Below are 16,614 nucleotides of genomic sequence, written 5' to 3' on the forward strand. Positions count from 1 at the left end.
TCGCAAAGTGGTCTAACTGTCTTTTAAGATTGGTCAATTGTTTCTTTTGATAAGTGTTTGCCCATTTCGACGTACTGCACAAATACGCGAGCAAGTTCACGCAAGCGATCATGTACATCTTCATCGATGATAACATTACCCTCACCGAAATGACTGCCGGTTGTGTACACGTAATTTGGTGTCACCAGGCAACGGAAGTAATCCAGGATGGGCTTCAATTGGTTTTCAATGACCAAGTGATGCTGGAACGTTCCGCCATTGGCGACAATTGAAACCGGTTTGTACCGCATTGTTCGCGGGTGCAGCATATCGAATGCATTTTTCAGAACACCTGGAATCGATCCTTGGAAAATCGGTGTTGCCAACACGTAGCCATCCGCTTCTTCGAACTCGCGAATGAGGCGACGCATATCATCGTTGTACTCACCCAGTGGTCGACCATCGACAAATTGATGGTCAAAATCGGCCAGCTTCATAATTTCAAGATCGAGCTCACTATTCAATTGTTCAATATATATTTTCACTTGATCCAAAATCGCACCTGTTTTGGAGCCAATAATGGTCCCGTCGATAAGTAAAATTTTCATGTCCATTCTCCTTCAAACGCTTTTCTATTAGAAGTACAAAAAGGAATTTGAACTTCCTATATCCTCATTTTATCAAAAAGAAAATCCTTGCCCTAAGCACCGGGTGTTGAAACTACACAAGTTCATTCTTTTGACGGAGACTGTGTCGCACAATCCGCTTCAAGCCGTTCCTGCACTTTTACGATTTCTTTAGTTGGCGGGATCAAACTCACAGCCGTATCACCAGAAATGGATTGAAGTTCTTTCTTGTCGGTGTAAATTTCAATTCCCCATATTCTTTCATGATGTACAGGAGCACTGTTTCTTCCTCACAGTCGCGCAAGTAGCGTGTGGACGTTTTTTTTATTTAATTTGTGCAATTGCTTCTGAATCATAAATAGCGACAGTTCTTGAAGGTGTCCGCAAAGCTATTTTCATCATGGCAAATGCCACCTGCTTCGCTTCAATCGAACGGTATTTTTTCAAAGGACCTAGAAAAGCCGGTTTTAACAGAGTCATTGTGATTTCTCCAAAGCGCTCCCCTAAACGGAATTCTTCTCGATTCCCGGTCAATAATGACGGTCTAAAAATGGAAACGTGCGGAAGTGAAAGCATCGAAACTTTATCTTCCATCGTTCCCTTTACACGGTTGTAATAGACATTCGATTCAGGATTTGCCCCCATTGCCGAAATGACCAGCATATGCTTTGCCCCTTGTGATTGTGCAAATTTGCCCATCTGGATGGGTGCGATTAAATCCACTTGTTCAAATGCTTCTTTCGATCCCGCTTTTTTCATCGTCGTACCTAAGCAGCAAAAGAAATCATCTACCCCAACAAAGTCATCCTTGGTCACTTGATTCAGGTTTTTGACTTTCGTGACTAACTTCGGATGGCTGAAGGAAATTGCATTCCTGACAATAATCGTGACTTTTTCATAAGTCTCGTTTTCACAAAGAAACTTGACGAGTTGTGAACCTGTAAGTCCTGAAGCTCCTGCTATCATCGCAGTTCTTTTTTCCAATGTCATCACTCAATTCTTGTAATCTAGTGTTTTGAGTTTACCATACGCACCTGCAAATTCTAATATTTACTCATACAGAGGTTGTAGTTCCCATACGTTAAATAGAAGATGAAAGGTGGGAATGAAATGAGCAACCAAATTCAACAAAAAACCATTTTATTTACGATTGGACGGGCTGGCTATCCTGTCACGAGGTGTGTCCACATTGCGAAGTTACTGGCTTCTCATCGCATTCTTTTTGCAGCCCCTGAAAAACAAACAGTGGTTCTTCGTACCCTCGATCAACAGGGCTTTGCCCCTCTCTCATATGCAAGAATCGCTGATTTGAAGAAGTTATTGATTGAACACCAGCCTGATATGGTTATTACCGATGGCTATGATACAGATTTTGATGAAGGAAAAATGTACGCTTCGCATGTTCCGATTACCCTGCATTTTGACGACTTTGGAGAAGGCGGAAAAGCTGCAACTCATGTAGTTCAATCTTTGTACCGCGAAGACCGTGAGCCAGTTCCTTCCCATTATGTGATAGGATCCACAGGTTTTGTGGTGCCTGACGAATTGGAGCCATACGCGAATTCCGGCCTAAAGCATGCATCAGCACTGCCTCTTCCCCACGTCGTTGTGACATTTGCAGATGAAGATGCAGATAACTTGTCTTACCGTACACTTCGTCATTTGCTGCATTTACAAATCCCACTTGCCATTACAGTCGCCCTACATTCGAGTTACCGACACAGTCGCGATGATTTGAAACTGATGGCATTGGGACGAAAACAAACACGTATTGTAGAATGTGATGATCCAATCCAACTGATCAGCGAATCCGATTTGGTTATTTGTGATGCTAGCTTCACTCCTTACCACGTCGCAGTAATTGGTAAACCATGCATTGTCATCGCAGAAGATGAAAAAGAAGCGCAGCATGCTTTCCCGAAGGAAGGAAATGGTTTCATTTATTTAGGTCTGGGACGCAAATTGAAACAATCCCATTTGCAAAACGCCGTGATGGAGACAATTCTCCATCCTAATAGAAGCGTACGGGCAATTAAAAAACAGTTGGGCTTAAAAATGCATTTAAACAATGCGAACATGCAACAATTTTTAGAAAAAATCATCCAAGAAGAAGCACGAGAAATCACCAGATAAGCTATTCATGTGATACAATAGGTGAAAAAAGAGGAGTTTCTCTTACATGACTTCACAAGAAATTCAAGCACAAATTGCCGAACTGAAAATGGATTATATACGTTTGCAAGGCGACATGGAGAAGCTGGAGTCAACTGGACACCCTGGCATGGTCGAAAAAGCCGAGCAACGTTTAGCTAATATGGAACTACAACTCGCAGAACTAAACAAAAAGCTCGCGGCGCTGTAACACGCCGGCGAGCTTTCTTTATGGAGGAATGGAATCATGGCATTATTGACAGTTGAAAATCTCGGTCACTCATTTGGTGACCGCACACTATTTAAAGACGTATCATTCCGCCTAATTGAAGGCGAACATGTTGGACTGGTTGGTGCAAACGGTGTAGGAAAATCTACATTGATGAGCATCATTACGGGCGAAACCATCTATGATTCTGGTCGTGTGGAATGGTTACCTGGTACCCACTACGGATATTTGGATCAGCACACTCGTTTGGAACAAGGTCGTTCGATGCGCGATACTTTGCGTGACGCGTTCTTGCCGCTTTACAAAAAAGAAGCGGAAATGAATGAAATCACTAGCAAAATGGGTGAAGCAACACCTGAGGAATTGGAAGATTTACTTGAGCAAATGGCGGACATCCAAGATGCACTTGATGCAGGTGACTTCTATACGCTTGATATGAAAATAGAAGAAATCGCACGTGGTCTTGGTCTTGATGCGATTGGATTGGACCGTCCTGTCTCCGCTCTTTCAGGTGGCCAAAGAACGAAAGTATTGTTGGCAAAACTACTTCTTGAAAAACCAAAAGTATTGTTGCTGGATGAGCCTACCAACTATCTAGATGAAGAACATATTGGCTGGTTAACGAATTATCTAAAGAATTATCCTCATTGCTTCCTGCTTATTTCGCATGATACGGAATTTATGAACGGAATTGTTGATGTCATTTTCCAACTGGAATTCTCTAAGCTGTCCCGCTTCACGGCATCTTATGAAAAATTCCTTGAGCTTGCAGAAATCAATAAACGCCAACATATCGACGCTTATGAAAAACAACAGGACTTCATTAAAAAGCAAGAAGACTTTATTGCAAAAAATAAAGCACGCTATTCAACAACTGGCCGTGCCAAGTCCCGCCAGAAGCAACTTGACCGCATTGAGCGAATCGATCGTCCGGAAACTGCTGCAAAACCTCAATTCGGTTTCAAAGAATCCCGCAGCCCTAGTCGCTACGTAGTGGAAGCTGAAAACTTATTGATTGGCTATGACAAGCCATTATTGCCGCCATTGTCTTTCTCAATTGAACGCGGTGAAAAAATTGCCCTTGTCGGGATGAACGGTGTCGGTAAATCGACATTGCTTAAAACGATGCTTGGTAAAGTGAATCCACTCGGCGGAAGCGTTAGACGTGGAGATTTCTTAAATATTTCTTACTTTGAACAAGAAGTAAGAGCGGATAATGTAACGCCGATTGAAGAGATTTGGAAAACGTATCCGAGTATGGAACAAAGCCAAGTGCGCGCAGCATTAGCACGTACTGGTTTGAAAAATGAACACATTTCTCGTCCAATGAACAGCTTGAGTGGTGGCGAACAAGCGAAAGTCCGCCTATGTAAGCTCATGATGGAAGAAAGCAACTGGTTGCTTTTCGATGAGCCGACGAACCATTTGGATATTCATGCAAAAGAAGAATTGAAACGTGCGATGAGCGAATACAAAGGCACCATCGTATTAGTAAGCCATGAACCTGACTTCTATGAAGGTTTAGTTACGAAAATTTGGAACGTGGAAGACTGGTTCCAAACGGGTGTGCACGTAGACGATTCAAACAAATAAACAGAAAGATCGCTGAAGTTCAGCGGTCTTTTTTTATTGTGTTATGGGGTAATATAGATTTCGCGGGTCGATATCTGCATTTCCCTGTGGGTTATCTCCATTTTCCGAAGTGTTATCTCGGATTCACCTGAACTTATCTAGAATTCGCACGAACTTATCTACATTTCGCTATATATGCACATTCTGACGTGCTTGAAATTGTGTTAGTTGGCATGCCAACTGACACGTATCTGTGGGTGTTACGCTTGGGAACAAAAAGAAAAACCCTGCGCATAACCGCAGGATTTCCTCACATCAATATGTCGTTACTTTGATTGCTTCTTGGAATGAATAAATCCATCGTTGCCACCATGTGAATTCATTTTGGAATTCTTCCATGTCGAGCGTGTACATAGCATCTTTATTGTTCCAGAGGCGATCAAAATAGGCCTCCATTTCAACTGCGAGCTCGCTGTCATTAGGTGCGATGACACGTAAATTATTTTCAAGATTGTAATTATCCAATGTACGTTCCGTATAGTTTGCGGAGCCATTTGAAATAATCGTATGTTCATCGGTCTGAATCCAGATCGCTTTCGTGTGATACTGTCCAATTACGGTGTTGTACCAACGAACATTAATCTTCCCTTTAGTATCTTCCACCAGTTCCTGTACCACAGGACGATTGGGTAGTCCTGACTTCTCCTGCCCAAATGAATTTTGATTCGGATCCAGAACCATATTGATTTCCACTCCACGGTTGGCCGCATCAACGAGCGCATTCACGATATCGCGTTTGGCAATGAAGAACATGCCTAGCCATATTTTGTCGCCTTCTTTCGTATCGGACAAATCTTTAAGTAATGCATCCAATATCTTTCTCTCTGTAACATATTGAACTTCATATTGCCCTTCACTTTCTTTTACGTCAACTCGAGGAATTTCTGGACCTCCCGAATAGAGTGATACGGCTTCCTCTGCTTCCAACATATCGTTGAGCACGGGACCAGTTACTTTTAAGGCAATATTGCCGTTGAATCCACTTGCATCATGTGGATTCGATGAAGTGACCATCGCTTCCTTGTCTGTTATCACTGCTTTTCGATGATTGGCCTTTACGTTCAAAAGGGTCATATAGGATGCAATCGTCATTTTAGGTGCATCACTTGCCATTGCATTGTCAATCCACCCTTTGCCCCCAATATCAAACCATTGGAACATCGTGCGGTAAATACCTGAATAAATAGGTGTGGAATCGCGTAAAGAATCTAAATCAGTATAGACAACTTCGACTCCCGCATCGCGCATTTTTTTAAACCACTTATTCTCATAAGAGCCATATCCTCGATTGAGGGGATCGGTAATAAACACAATCGGCATGTTTGGATTTTCTTTCTTTTTGTTCGCTATTGTCATGGATAATGTATCTGCAATTTTAGGGAAATCTTCGTTCTCATCGTAGTAGCCATCGAATAGAAAAAAGTCGACCACAACAAACTCTTCGGCATCTTCAATCATGGTGTATACTTCATCAAAAATTTGATTTTCATGAACTATGCCTTTACCTTTTTGATCTTGTGCATAAGTTAAATCCGTAATCATTTCGATATTGTCCGTTTTGTGTAACTCCCCTGCATATGAAATTCCTTTTGGCAGTGGTTTAAACGTGTGCCACATGATTGCAGCAATATATATCAGAGCAAATACGCCCAACGAACCTATAATAATTCGTTTACGCTTGCTCCATTGTTTGCGCGGCTTGTTGTCCATACGCCTTTCCCCCTTGAATCGTGCAAGTGTTTTACTACGTTATTCCCTTCTTGGAATTTTAACAAACCGCACTTGGGATGTATTAGAATATATATTTTTGCACTTGGTACTCAAATGCATTGAAATTGTTTTGTTTACGCTACGCTCCTGGTTGAGAGATGAGTTCGTTTCATTCCCTAGTAGACTTAAATATTGAGACGCTTTCCAATAGCAAGTTTGGCTTGTGTAAAATTTATCACTCAGATTGAGGTATTTATCGATCAAACTGACGATTTGTCGCTCAAACTGGAGATTTATCAATCAAACTTAAAGATTTATCGCTCAAACACGTCTCTTAGGCGAGTTAACTTGTTGAGAAAGCAGAACATAACTCTCCATAATGCGCAAAAAAATCACAGTCGCAAGGACTGTGATTTCGTTAGGCAGGTATATATTCGACAGCAGCTGTATCTGCCATCATCATTTCTTTCAAGCGTTGTTTTGCACGGAAAAGACGAGATTTAACGGTCCCGATCGACACTTTCATCAAGTCGGCAATTTCAACGAGTGAATATTGATGGACATAAAAATACAATACTGTCGTTTTATAAATACCATCCAATTCTCCAATTTTTTGTTGAACCATTTCAGATAAATCATGTTTTTCCATTAAATCTTCTGCCGTCAATGTGTCACATGGGATCAAGTCCATAATTGGAACGTCCAATTGGTCGGGTTGATTCATGACATGTTTGCTACGGCGAACATTTTTACGGTAACGATCACGGAAAGTATTCATGCAAATGGTCGTCAACCAGGCCTTTACATGATCCACATCTTTAACATAAGCTTCGTAGCGAACGACTTTAACCCATACTTCCTGCATCAAGTCCTCTGCTTCTGTTTGATTGCGTGTTAACTTTAAACATAAATGATATATATAGCGGTTATATTCCTCATACACTTGTTCCAATTGCCCGTTCATTTGTTTTTTCCTCCGTTCATATCTTGCTGATGTCTTTATTTTGCCAAAAAGAAACCTTACGCTCTATCGGATTCACTTTCAAAACTCTTACAAACGTGTAAGCCAGAAATGTGGAGCAGGCTACGTAGATCACTTCGACATTGGACCAAGCTCTCTTTGACGAGTAATCGCAGTCGCAACTGAATTGAAAACTCGTTTTCAATTGCCTTTGGATGGAAGCTACTTCCTAGTGTGCCTGCGGTTACCTCGTCGCAAAATACAGTTCCACAAAATTCCGCAACGCCTTATGGCCCATATCCTGTTGGCCCAAGCGGAGATGCGGTCTGACCTGCGAAACAAGACATTGAAGAAAAACATATGTGTCATCTTAGCGGTTCAACGTAAGATCACGAGACAACATACTAAACTTAACGTTAGACAAAAAAAGTGCTGAATGACTATTCGTCATCCAGCACTTCATCTTTTTCTTTAATTGTAATTGTTAATTGCAAAATTCGGTTCCAGTCCATTTCGTTTACTTCAAAGTGAAGATTTTCGTATGTGAACTGTTCTCCGTTATCCGGCATATGCCCCAATTGTTGAAGGACGAATCCACCAATCGTATCGTGATCATTTGGAATATCAACTTTAAACATTTCATTCACGTCTTCGATTTCCAAGCGACCGTGACAGATGAGACGGTCTTCCGTCATTTCATATACTAAAATATCTTCATCTTCGTCAGATTCATCTTCGATTTCCTGACCAATCATTTCTTCAATGATATCTTCATGTGTGATGATACCGAGTGTCCCGCCGTATTCATCAAGAACGATTGCCATATGCTTTTTCTTCGCCAGCATTTGCTTGAAGACTTTTTCGACGCTTACTGTTTGAACGACGAACAAGGGTTCACGGTCAATTAATTCGTGCAGTTCCATTGTTGGGTCCATTGACCATTCAATCAATGTTTTCGAATAGAACATGCCAACGATGTGATCCATACTCTCTTCGTATACTGGGTATCGCGTGTAATAATGTTCCAAAATGACGTCGCGTACTTCCTCGTATGTAGCATTTGTTGGAATCCCGACGATTTCCGTGCGGTGGGTTTCCAATACATCTTGTACATCTTTATGTGGAAAATCCAAAACGCCTTTTAAACGTTCAGATTCTTCTTCTTCGAAAGTTCCTTCAGTTGATGCGATATCAACCATCGAACGCAGTTCTTCTTTGGTAAGAGTCGCTTCTTTTACAGCACCTTTAGAGATAACGCGAATGAATACATTGGTAAACTTCGCAATCAAAAACGTCAGGGGGCGTAAAATTTGAACGAGAATTGCAATAAATGGTGCAACAATATAAGCAATTCGATCTGAGAATGTAACTGCAATCGTTTTAGGTAGCACTTCTCCAAAAATGATGATAATGATCGTCAAGATGGCAGTTGCAAGCGCAATATCCCAGTCATAATTAATTGCAATTAATGTTAAGATCGTCGGCATTGCTATATTTACGATATTATTCCCGATTAGAATCGTTGTTATCATGCGGTCCGGTTTCGCGATTAACAAGAGAAGTTTTTGCGACATTCTGTCACCTTGTTCTGCACGAAGCTGGACCTTCATCCTATTTACTGCTGTGAGTGCCGTTTCACTACCTGAAAAGAAAAACGACAACATTAAACTAATGGCTAAACCTATAAATTCCATTAACCGTGTTTCCTCCTATATGAGTCAAAAGTTTCGCTCAATTTTTAGTAGCCTTATCATAGCATATTCCGAAATCCCATGTCTCATTTCCAATATATATAACTATCAATAGAATATGATATACTATTTCCATTCTCGAAATTTTGTGAAAAGAGGGATTCCCATTGAGTCATTTACAATCATTGAACACATATTTTGAAACGAAGCGTGAAGAGCATTTAGACGAATTAAAACAGTTTCTGCGCATTCCAAGTATTAGTGCATTATCTGATCACAAAGATGACATGAAAACTGCTGCAGAATGGTTAGCTGAATCAATGAAATCAGTAGGTCTGGAAAATGTTTCAATCGATGAAACCAAGGGGCATCCTGTTGTATATGCAGATTGGCTGCATGCAGAGGGGAAGCCGACTCTTTTGATTTATGGACATTATGACGTACAACCAGTTGACCCTTTAAACTTGTGGGAATCCGAACCTTTCAATCCTCAAGTTCGTGACAATAAACTTTTTGCACGCGGCGCAAGTGATGATAAAGGACAAGTATACATGCATGTTAAAGCCGTGGAAGCATTGATGCAAACTGAAGGTACTCTTCCTGTGAATGTGAAATTCTGTATCGAAGGTGAAGAAGAAATCGGTAGCCCGAATTTACCTGAATATGTCTTGGCAAATACTGAAAAACTTGCGGCCGATATTATTGTCATTTCAGACACAGGTATGCAAGGACCAGGTAAACCAGCTGTTTGCTACGGCTTGCGCGGCTTAACAGGTGTTCAGATTGAAGTGAAAGGTGCGAAAAGTGACCTTCATTCCGGTCTATACGGGGGCGGCGTACAAAATGCAATTCACGCACTGGTCGAAGTGCTGGATTCTTTCCGTGATGCAGAAGGAACGATTCTAGTAGAGGGCTTCTATGATAACGTTCGCGCAATAACAGATGAGGAACGTGCTGCCTATGCAGAACTGGACTTTAATGAAGAAGCTTTAAAAGAAGAACTTGGTGTGGATGCCTTATTTGGTGAAAAAGGATTTACACATTTAGAACGTACGTGGGTGCGTCCTACTTTGGAAATCAATGGCGTTTTCGGTGGATTCTCTGGTGAAGGGATTAAGACGGTACTTCCTGCAGAAGCAGGAGCCAAAATTACATGTCGTTTGGTTCCCGATCAAGATCCTGATGAAATCGTTGAGAAATTAACGGCACATATTGAAAAGCATAAACCAGTTGGGGTAACAGTTGAAGTTACGGAGTTTGATAAAGGAAAACCATTTATCACACCTTTCGACCATCCGGCGATTCAAGCAGCTGGCCGTTCATACGAAAAAGTATATAATGTGCCAACTGCTTATGTCCGTGGTGGAGGCTCAATTCCGATTGTCGCTGCTTTTGATGAAATTCTAGGATTACCAGTCGTTCTTATGGGCTTCGGACTTGCTTCTGAAAATTTCCATGCACCAAATGAGCATTTCCATTTGGAAAATTTCGATCAAGGTCTACGAGTAATTGGCGATTACTATCATGAAATTGCACAATTCACTGCACAAGATTTGAAGAAATAAGACCATAAGAAAATCCCGGTTCTCGCAATCACTGCGAAGAACCGGGATTTTTTTAGTTTTTAGTCGTTTGAACCGAAAAATGTAACGAATTCCTCAACATCTTTGCGTGGTCTTGCTTTTGGCATTTCATCGAAATATCCAAACTGCAACATGCTGATGATGCGCTCACCTTGTTTAACCCCTAGTGCTTCACGGAATTTTGGAGCATCAATGAATGGCGGAGTTTTCCAACATGAACCGATTCCCAAATCCCAAGCAAGCAGTTGAGCATTTTGGATATAACAACTTGTAGCTGCATAGTCTTCCAACCGTTCTTTTTGACGGACGTCTTCATTAACAATGACAAATGCATATGCCCCTGGGGTAGTGAATTTCTTCATTTGTTTCGTTAACTCGTCTTCAGAAAGATCTTTCCATTTTGTTACGCCAAACTCTCGCAACACTGTATGTAGTTCATTCAATTCTTTCCCACAAGCGACAACCAATCTCCAAGGCTCACGATTTCCGTGATTTGGTGCCCATTTAGCTTCATCCAAAACTGTCATTAATGTTTCGCGTTCCACAGGTTGTCCGTTGAAATTTTTGACCGAGCGACGTTGAAGTATTGCTTCGCGTACTGATAAAGATTGTTCATTCATGTGTGTAAGTTCCCCTTTTCACTAAATAGTTAAAACCAAAAGTGTGCGATATCACCTAAAATAATTACGTGGAAAATCTGATCGACCATAATGCTGAGCCATTTGGCTTCCTGGCCTTCTGTTCTCATGATTTGTTTAACCCACCATGCAACAAATATACGACTGTCCAAAAATAAATGACTTAAGAACAGTAGAGTGATTGCACCCATTAGCAACAAACCAACTCCTAAGTGTGCAACAGCAATTACAGACATTATAAAACGACAGAATGAACCAATAAAGGAACAGATCGTTGCACGGTTGGCTCCACAATTTTAAAAATCATCAACTACAGACTATTGTAGCACATGGGATAGACCGAGTTGTCATTCCAGATAAAAATGGGATGGAAGTGGGTATCCGAACGGATTGAAAGAAAACGAGATTCATATTTACGGAAGAATCACAGCGATCGCTGATGTCTTCGATGCCTTATCAAGTGAACGGGTTTACAAACGAGCATGGCCCATTGCTAAAATATTAAATTATATAATGGAACAACGCGGGAAACATTTCGATCCGAAATTGGTTGATTTGTTTTTCCAAAACGTCGATACATTCTTGGATATTCGTGCTAAATATGCCGGAGAAAGTGAAGGAGACTGACGATGACCAAGACTGTTCCATTTCATGAAGAACGCGAATTTGAGACCTGCGACAAGTCGTAGGCTTTTTTGTTTGGGGAAAATATGAAGGTGCACGGTTTTGGAACAAAATCACAATCTTTATTGGTCCTCCCTATTTTAATTGTTATTTCCCAAACCCTGCTTTTCCTTCATAATAGAAAGAAAGCATTTTCGGGGTGTTCGCATGATCATTTATTTCTTGGCCAGCTATTTAGTGGGCAATATTCTGACCGCCTGGTGGGTAGGGAAATTGTATAAAACCGATTTACGCCACTACAGAAGCGGTAATTTAGGAGCGCGCAATGCAGGAGCCGTGATTGGCAATTTCGCATTTCTGCTCACTTTTTTAGGTGATGCATTGAAAGGTGTACTGGTAATCTTTGCAGGAAACTATTTCGGCTTTGCCGAATGGGCAGTGGCAATGGGTGGTCTGTTGGTCATATGCGGACATATCTTTCCTTTTTGGTTGAAAGGTAGAGGCGGAAAAGGCATTGCCACTTTCGTCGGAATTGGCCTGACATTCAATCTATTATTTGCATTGACGTTCATTATTGTCTTTTTACTGGTGTTTACGATCATTCGAAGTGCAACACTGAGCATGATTATAGCTTATTTTGCGTATATTGGATCAGTAATCTATTTAAATGAACTTCAAAACGCATGGCCAATCGTACTTGCCATACTTCTCATAATGTATCGACATCGCTTTGACATCAAACAATCTTTGGATGAACAAAAATGGAAACGCTCGTAACATTATGAAATGAATAGCTTTATTTCTGTTTAAACCATACACCATCGCGAGAAAATACTTTTCATGTTATAGTAATAAATAGTCGAAATTTTTAATTAAAGATAGGGTGTTTACTAGATGTCAAAAAAACCAATTGCATGGGTTGTGGATAGTACCGCTTATATCAGCGATACACTTGCTGCCCACCCCGATGTACATGTTGTACCATTAGCCATCCATTTTGGACAGGAACAATATGCGGATGGAATTGATTTAACTTCGGATGAACTTTATGATCGTATTCGGAATGCAGAAGAATTCCCAAAGACTTCACAACCAGCTGCAGGTGAATTTGCCAAACTCTATGAACAAATTAGTGAAAACTATGAAGCTATTCTGGCTGTGCATGTATCAGCGAAATTGAGCGGAACGATATCTTCATCCAAAACAGGTGCAGAAATTGCAGAAGTCCATATGGAATGCGTTGACTCTCTTGCTCTTTCTACAGGCATTACCAAACTTGTAGAACGCGGAATCGTTTTGCAAGAACGTGGAATGAAACTGGAAGAAATTGCAGCACAACTTCGTAACGAAGTGAAAAACTTGCGCAATTATATTTTAATAGGAAACTTGAACCAACTATATAAAGGCGGACGCATGAATGGCGTTCAATTTTTCTTGGGAAGCTTATTGCAAGTAAAACCGATCATCCAAATTACTGCAGAAGGTGAATTGAAAGCGTTTGATAAAGTTCGTTCCCAAAAGAAAGCGCTCAACTACTTAGTCGATAAAGCCGTTGCCGCTTATGAACAGGATAACGTACGTTCGATTGACCTGATGCATGGCAATGTTGCGGAGCAAGCGGAAGCATTGAAAAACCTGATTCAAGAGAAAGTACCCGGCTTGGAAGTTCGCGTAGGTGCCATCAGTTCGGTCCTGGCAGTTCATGCTGGTGAAGGCACAATCGCTATATTATGGCACGTACCAGCTGAATAGAAAAGCGAAATTTTAGTCTGTCGCCGGTGCTGGAAGCAAGGGTTCCTTTGCTACGAGTAACCGCAGGAACAGATTGGTGCTTGTAGCTAGACATAGCAAAATGTAAAAGAGTAGAAAAACCCTTGGAAAATCCAAGGGTTTTTTCATGTGAACGAATCTTTAATATGAAAGAAAATATACCTCGTATCATCTGAATAAGCCGGTGACGTTGTATAGCGCCAATTCCTTTGGCGTGCGAAAACCGTATGTGCATTGACAAGTGGCTCACCGTTTTCATTGAAGCCCGTCACGATGGTCGTGTGATCAAATCTGCCGTCACCCTGGAAATCGTAACTGATTACATCTCCAAGTTTCAACTCCCATGCGCTTGCTACTTTTACTGCCTGTAAACCGGTTCTGGATGTTTCCAAATACCATCGGAGTGCATGTGAGGTACTCCAGCTGAAGCTCCACGTGCCTCCTCTAATCCACCACCCTTTATTACGGTTTGGATAGCCACGCATTGGCGCTCCTCCTGCACGCAAGCACTGTGAAATGTAATTCGTGCAATCGACATCAAATACAGGATAAGCTGGATTATTGGAGTTCCACCATGTATTTGCATAATCCACTGCTGCTTGACGGTTGTATATAGAAATCCCTCCTTACGGAGAGAGTATGTATAAAACGAAAGAAATAGAAGATTGGAGAGGAATATAGTTGAGAAGAATCGTATTTGGTAGCATCGTGTCGATTGGACATGGAAGACTGTGACTATCCATCATTCTTCGCAATGGATTCAGACTCGCACTCGCTATTTTTGCCATTCCATTTATCATTCTGTAAGGTATTCCCGTTAGTTATGTGACGATGAGAGGCAGTCTATATGCGCTTATTTTCATTCCCCTCTCCCCTTAGTTTTACCCCATTAGAAGCTTTTCTGAAGCAACAAAAAACCACTCTTATATTACGAGAGTGGCCTTCCGATTATCATTCATAAATAGAATAGAACAAATTCATTACCATATCTATACTGTTTCCGATGAATGGAAACAGTGTACTATCCCCAATCGGTGTCAGTACCACAATTAAAAACAAAATGGAGCCGTAAGCTTCTAAGGGCACAAGTTTCTCTTGAATTTTAGCAGGAAATAAACTGGAAATGATTCGATACCCGTCCAATGGTGGTAGTGGTAACAGATTAAATACGCCTAACACTACATTCAACATGACAAAAACATTTAGAAATTCATCCATTGTTTGATTTTGAGGAGAAAAGTAAAAAATGCTAAACCCAATAAACGCCAGGACAAAGTTACTGAGAGGGCCAACCAAACTAACAATGATGGATTGTATACGTCTCGTTGCGAAATAAGCAGCATTAACTGGAACAGGTTTTGCCCAACCAAACCCCGCTATAAAAATCAAAAGTGTACCAGCGATATCCAGGTGTTTTAGTGGATTAAGAGTTACCCTTCCCTGTCTTTTTGCCGTATCGTCTCCAAATACTGAAGCCATCCAAGCATGCATAAATTCATGCAATGTAAAAGCAATTACCAATGTAATGAGCACAAATGGGATCTCTTCTAATGAAAATGCAAAAAACTCTATGTTGTCCGCCCGCTTTCATTTCATTCTTTTTACAGTGAATGAATAGGCACATCATCCATCTTTCACTGTTACACTAATGTACCATTTCACTCACTGGATTTCACTAACCCTTTTCTATATATGTCCGTTTTTAACAAAATAATCCTCTTATTTTCCCATCACATATAATAAACCCTTTTTCTTAGGCTTAAAATGATATCGTATTCAGCTATTAAATATCGGATTGAATTGAAAGTGATTGTTTTGGCCATGGAATTTCAGAAGCTCGGTGTCAGCCGTTAGGCAAGCCTTTTTATGCCAACAATGAAAAAGGGTTCGGACTTGGCTTAATGCAACCTACAAAGTCATTGAACATCATCATGGAAAAGTAACCATTGAAAGTAATGTTGGCGCTGGTACCCAAGTTGCCGATTTCCAGTTAACATCCACTTAGAAAAGGCATTCACGAAAGTGAGTGCCTTTTTTATTCGTAATATTTTTCAATAAATTGTTTTTCTTCTTCATAACTGAGAATTCCCGTAGCCCTGCCGACAGTCCCTCCCTGCATAGTCCAAATCGTATTGTGATCTTTATCTATTTGTGTGAAATCATTTTCCGCCCATCGATTAAGAATACTTATATAACGGCTTTTATTTTGATAATCACCATTTTCTACAACTTCTTTTAACCTTGCCACTCTTTCAGCGGTTAGCGGGAGAAACCCCCACTTTTCTTCAGCCTCGATTTTCTGATGACTCATTTGATGAATCACTTGTCCGACTTGAAAGTCAGGCATATCCATCGGAAATTCTTCTTCCACAGGCATATTTCTCACTTCTTTAACTTCAATAATTTTCCCGCCATCTTCAGTCGTTTTTTCCATAATGGTTCCGTCTTTTTTTATGATAGGTGCTTCTTGTCCATAAATAGCGTACAGGATAATTCCCACGACTGATAAAAAAGTGAGTATTAACAATCCTTTTTGGATTTTGGTCAATTTAAATGGTCCGCTAGTTTCCTTCATATTCCCCTCCATAGAGACACTGAATTAAAATTTTTAAAAGGTAATATCTACATTTTACTGTAAGAAACTTACATCATAAAGAGATTTTTCAGATAATTATGTATAAAACTATAGTTCTGAAACGAACAACAAAAAAGACTTACTAAATCTGATTCGATTAAGTAAGTCCATATATTAATTTTTTTACCATTTCAATAAAAATACAGCTTATTATGATTACAAAATCAATAATACAGCTCCACAATAATCTCAATATGTTGTCATTTTAACAAAACAAAAACCACTCAATCCATTGATATGAGTGGTTTTTGTAGATGGAGTATATCGGGTTCGAACCGACGACCTTCACACTGCCAGCGTGACGCTCTCCCAGCTGAGCTAATACCCCTTTATCAAAATATTTGGTACAATAATTAGTATATAGCATGATAGTTAGTTGATACAA

16 protein-coding genes, 1 tRNA gene and 1 pseudogene are annotated in these 16,614 nt (G+C 40.5%); 7 read left to right on the forward strand and 11 right to left on the reverse strand.

All coding sequences use genetic code 11. From position 1 onward, the window contains the following. Positions 1–23: 23 nt before the first annotated feature. Positions 24–587, reverse strand: a complete 564-nt coding sequence (locus MHH33_RS15140; RefSeq protein ID WP_016428349.1) for an NADPH-dependent FMN reductase — start codon at positions 585–587, stop codon at positions 24–26. 342 nt (positions 588–929) lie between these two features. Next, positions 930–1,595 carry an NAD(P)H-binding protein gene (locus tag MHH33_RS15145; RefSeq protein ID WP_342542212.1) on the reverse strand — a complete coding sequence of 222 codons (666 nt, stop codon included), beginning with the start codon at positions 1,593–1,595 and terminating at the stop codon, positions 930–932. Between the two features lie 120 nt (positions 1,596–1,715). Here MHH33_RS15145 and MHH33_RS15150 point away from each other — a divergent pair, with 120 nt between their 5' ends. From MHH33_RS15150 to MHH33_RS15160, 3 genes are read left to right on the forward strand one after another with little or no spacing between them, the layout of a single operon-like run. Next, the gene (locus MHH33_RS15150) at positions 1,716–2,738 is read left to right on the forward strand and encodes a hypothetical protein (protein ID WP_016428351.1); all 1,023 of its coding nucleotides are present in this window, start codon (positions 1,716–1,718) and stop codon (positions 2,736–2,738) included. Between the two features lie 46 nt (positions 2,739–2,784). Beyond that, entirely contained in the window at positions 2,785–2,967 is a 183-nt protein-coding gene (locus tag MHH33_RS15155) for an SE1832 family protein (protein WP_016428352.1), read from the forward strand. 36 nt (positions 2,968–3,003) lie between these two features. Beyond that, positions 3,004–4,578 (forward strand): ATP-binding cassette domain-containing protein, encoded by a 1,575-nt coding sequence (locus MHH33_RS15160; protein WP_016428353.1) that lies wholly within the window; start codon positions 3,004–3,006, stop codon positions 4,576–4,578. Positions 4,579–4,872: 294 nt separating this feature from the next. Here MHH33_RS15160 and MHH33_RS15165 read toward each other — a convergent pair whose 3' ends face one another. From MHH33_RS15165 to MHH33_RS15175, 3 genes are all read right to left on the reverse strand, one after another. Beyond that, entirely contained in the window at positions 4,873–6,327 is a 1,455-nt protein-coding gene (locus MHH33_RS15165; RefSeq protein ID WP_016428354.1) for a phospholipase D family protein, read from the reverse strand. A gap of 418 nt (positions 6,328–6,745) precedes the next feature. Next, on the reverse strand, positions 6,746–7,291 hold the full coding sequence (locus tag MHH33_RS15170; protein ID WP_016428355.1) for an RNA polymerase sigma factor: 546 nt from the start codon (positions 7,289–7,291) through the stop codon (positions 6,746–6,748). Positions 7,292–7,728: 437 nt separating this feature from the next. Next, positions 7,729–8,982 carry a CNNM domain-containing protein gene (locus tag MHH33_RS15175; RefSeq protein WP_016428356.1) on the reverse strand — a complete coding sequence of 418 codons (1,254 nt, stop codon included), beginning with the start codon at positions 8,980–8,982 and terminating at the stop codon, positions 7,729–7,731. 164 nt (positions 8,983–9,146) lie between these two features. On the opposite strand from MHH33_RS15175, the gene MHH33_RS15180 reads away from it, so the two are divergent. Continuing rightward, complete coding sequence (locus tag MHH33_RS15180; protein ID WP_016428357.1) at positions 9,147–10,544, forward strand: dipeptidase; 1,398 nt, start codon at positions 9,147–9,149, stop codon at positions 10,542–10,544. Positions 10,545–10,603: 59 nt separating this feature from the next. On the opposite strand, the gene MHH33_RS15185 is transcribed toward MHH33_RS15180, so the two are convergent. Together MHH33_RS15185 and MHH33_RS15190 are read right to left on the reverse strand one after the other, a co-directional pair. Further along, positions 10,604–11,182, reverse strand: coding sequence for a nitroreductase (locus MHH33_RS15185; RefSeq protein WP_016428358.1), 579 nt, complete (start codon positions 11,180–11,182; stop codon positions 10,604–10,606). 29 nt (positions 11,183–11,211) lie between these two features. Beyond that, positions 11,212–11,436 (reverse strand): hypothetical protein, encoded by a 225-nt coding sequence (locus MHH33_RS15190; RefSeq protein ID WP_342542214.1) that lies wholly within the window; start codon positions 11,434–11,436, stop codon positions 11,212–11,214. 136 nt (positions 11,437–11,572) lie between these two features. On the opposite strand from MHH33_RS15190, the pseudogene MHH33_RS15195 reads away from it, so the two are divergent. From MHH33_RS15195 to MHH33_RS15205, 3 genes and pseudogenes are all read left to right on the forward strand, one after another. Further along, positions 11,573–11,827, forward strand: a pseudogene (locus MHH33_RS15195) (HD domain-containing phosphohydrolase); the annotation flags it as partial. Between the two features lie 204 nt (positions 11,828–12,031). Beyond that, entirely contained in the window at positions 12,032–12,601 is a 570-nt protein-coding gene (locus MHH33_RS15200; protein ID WP_016428359.1) for a glycerol-3-phosphate acyltransferase, read from the forward strand. Between the two features lie 117 nt (positions 12,602–12,718). Next, a complete protein-coding gene (locus MHH33_RS15205; RefSeq protein ID WP_342542215.1) occupies positions 12,719–13,576 on the forward strand; it encodes a DegV family protein in 858 nt (285 codons plus the stop codon). Positions 13,577–13,719: 143 nt separating this feature from the next. Here MHH33_RS15205 and MHH33_RS15210 read toward each other — a convergent pair whose 3' ends face one another. From MHH33_RS15210 to MHH33_RS15225, 4 genes are all read right to left on the reverse strand, one after another. Then, positions 13,720–14,208 (reverse strand): amidase domain-containing protein, encoded by a 489-nt coding sequence (locus MHH33_RS15210; protein ID WP_036659488.1) that lies wholly within the window; start codon positions 14,206–14,208, stop codon positions 13,720–13,722. A 337-nt stretch (positions 14,209–14,545) separates the two neighbouring features. Then, positions 14,546–15,127: a site-2 protease family protein gene (locus MHH33_RS15215; RefSeq protein ID WP_342542216.1), complete on the reverse strand. Its 582-nt coding sequence runs from the start codon at positions 15,125–15,127 to the stop codon at positions 14,546–14,548. A 502-nt stretch (positions 15,128–15,629) separates the two neighbouring features. Then, entirely contained in the window at positions 15,630–16,169 is a 540-nt protein-coding gene (locus MHH33_RS15220) for a DUF6241 domain-containing protein (protein WP_342542217.1), read from the reverse strand. A gap of 315 nt (positions 16,170–16,484) precedes the next feature. Continuing rightward, positions 16,485–16,557: transfer RNA gene (locus MHH33_RS15225), tRNA-Ala, on the reverse strand. Positions 16,558–16,614: the final 57 nt, after the last annotated feature.

The sequence above is a fragment of the Paenisporosarcina sp. FSL H8-0542 genome, from assembly GCF_038632915.1.
GTDB lineage: Bacteria > Bacillota > Bacilli > Bacillales_A > Planococcaceae > Paenisporosarcina.

Bases quoted from the DNA above. Each gene is read 5' to 3' on its own strand.
- MHH33_RS15155 (WP_016428352.1), top strand. From the start codon at position 2,785: ATGACTTCACAAGAAATTCAAGCACAAATTGCCGAACTGAAAATGGAT.
- MHH33_RS15190 (WP_342542214.1), bottom strand. From the start codon at position 11,436: ATGTCTGTAATTGCTGTTGCACACTTAGGAGTTGGTTTGTTGCTAATG.
- MHH33_RS15200 (WP_016428359.1), top strand. From the start codon at position 12,032: ATGATCATTTATTTCTTGGCCAGCTATTTAGTGGGCAATATTCTGACC.
- MHH33_RS15220 (WP_342542217.1), bottom strand. From the start codon at position 16,169: ATGAAGGAAACTAGCGGACCATTTAAATTGACCAAAATCCAAAAAGGA.
- MHH33_RS15165 (WP_016428354.1), bottom strand. From the start codon at position 6,327: ATGGACAACAAGCCGCGCAAACAATGGAGCAAGCGTAAACGAATTATT.
- MHH33_RS15205 (WP_342542215.1), top strand. From the start codon at position 12,719: ATGTCAAAAAAACCAATTGCATGGGTTGTGGATAGTACCGCTTATATC.
- MHH33_RS15150 (WP_016428351.1), top strand. From the start codon at position 1,716: ATGAGCAACCAAATTCAACAAAAAACCATTTTATTTACGATTGGACGG.
- MHH33_RS15160 (WP_016428353.1), top strand. From the start codon at position 3,004: ATGGCATTATTGACAGTTGAAAATCTCGGTCACTCATTTGGTGACCGC.
- MHH33_RS15140 (WP_016428349.1), bottom strand. From the start codon at position 587: ATGAAAATTTTACTTATCGACGGGACCATTATTGGCTCCAAAACAGGT.
- MHH33_RS15175 (WP_016428356.1), bottom strand. From the start codon at position 8,982: ATGGAATTTATAGGTTTAGCCATTAGTTTAATGTTGTCGTTTTTCTTT.
- MHH33_RS15145 (WP_342542212.1), bottom strand. From the start codon at position 1,595: ATGACATTGGAAAAAAGAACTGCGATGATAGCAGGAGCTTCAGGACTT.
- MHH33_RS15185 (WP_016428358.1), bottom strand. From the start codon at position 11,182: ATGAATGAACAATCTTTATCAGTACGCGAAGCAATACTTCAACGTCGC.
- MHH33_RS15170 (WP_016428355.1), bottom strand. From the start codon at position 7,291: ATGAACGGGCAATTGGAACAAGTGTATGAGGAATATAACCGCTATATA.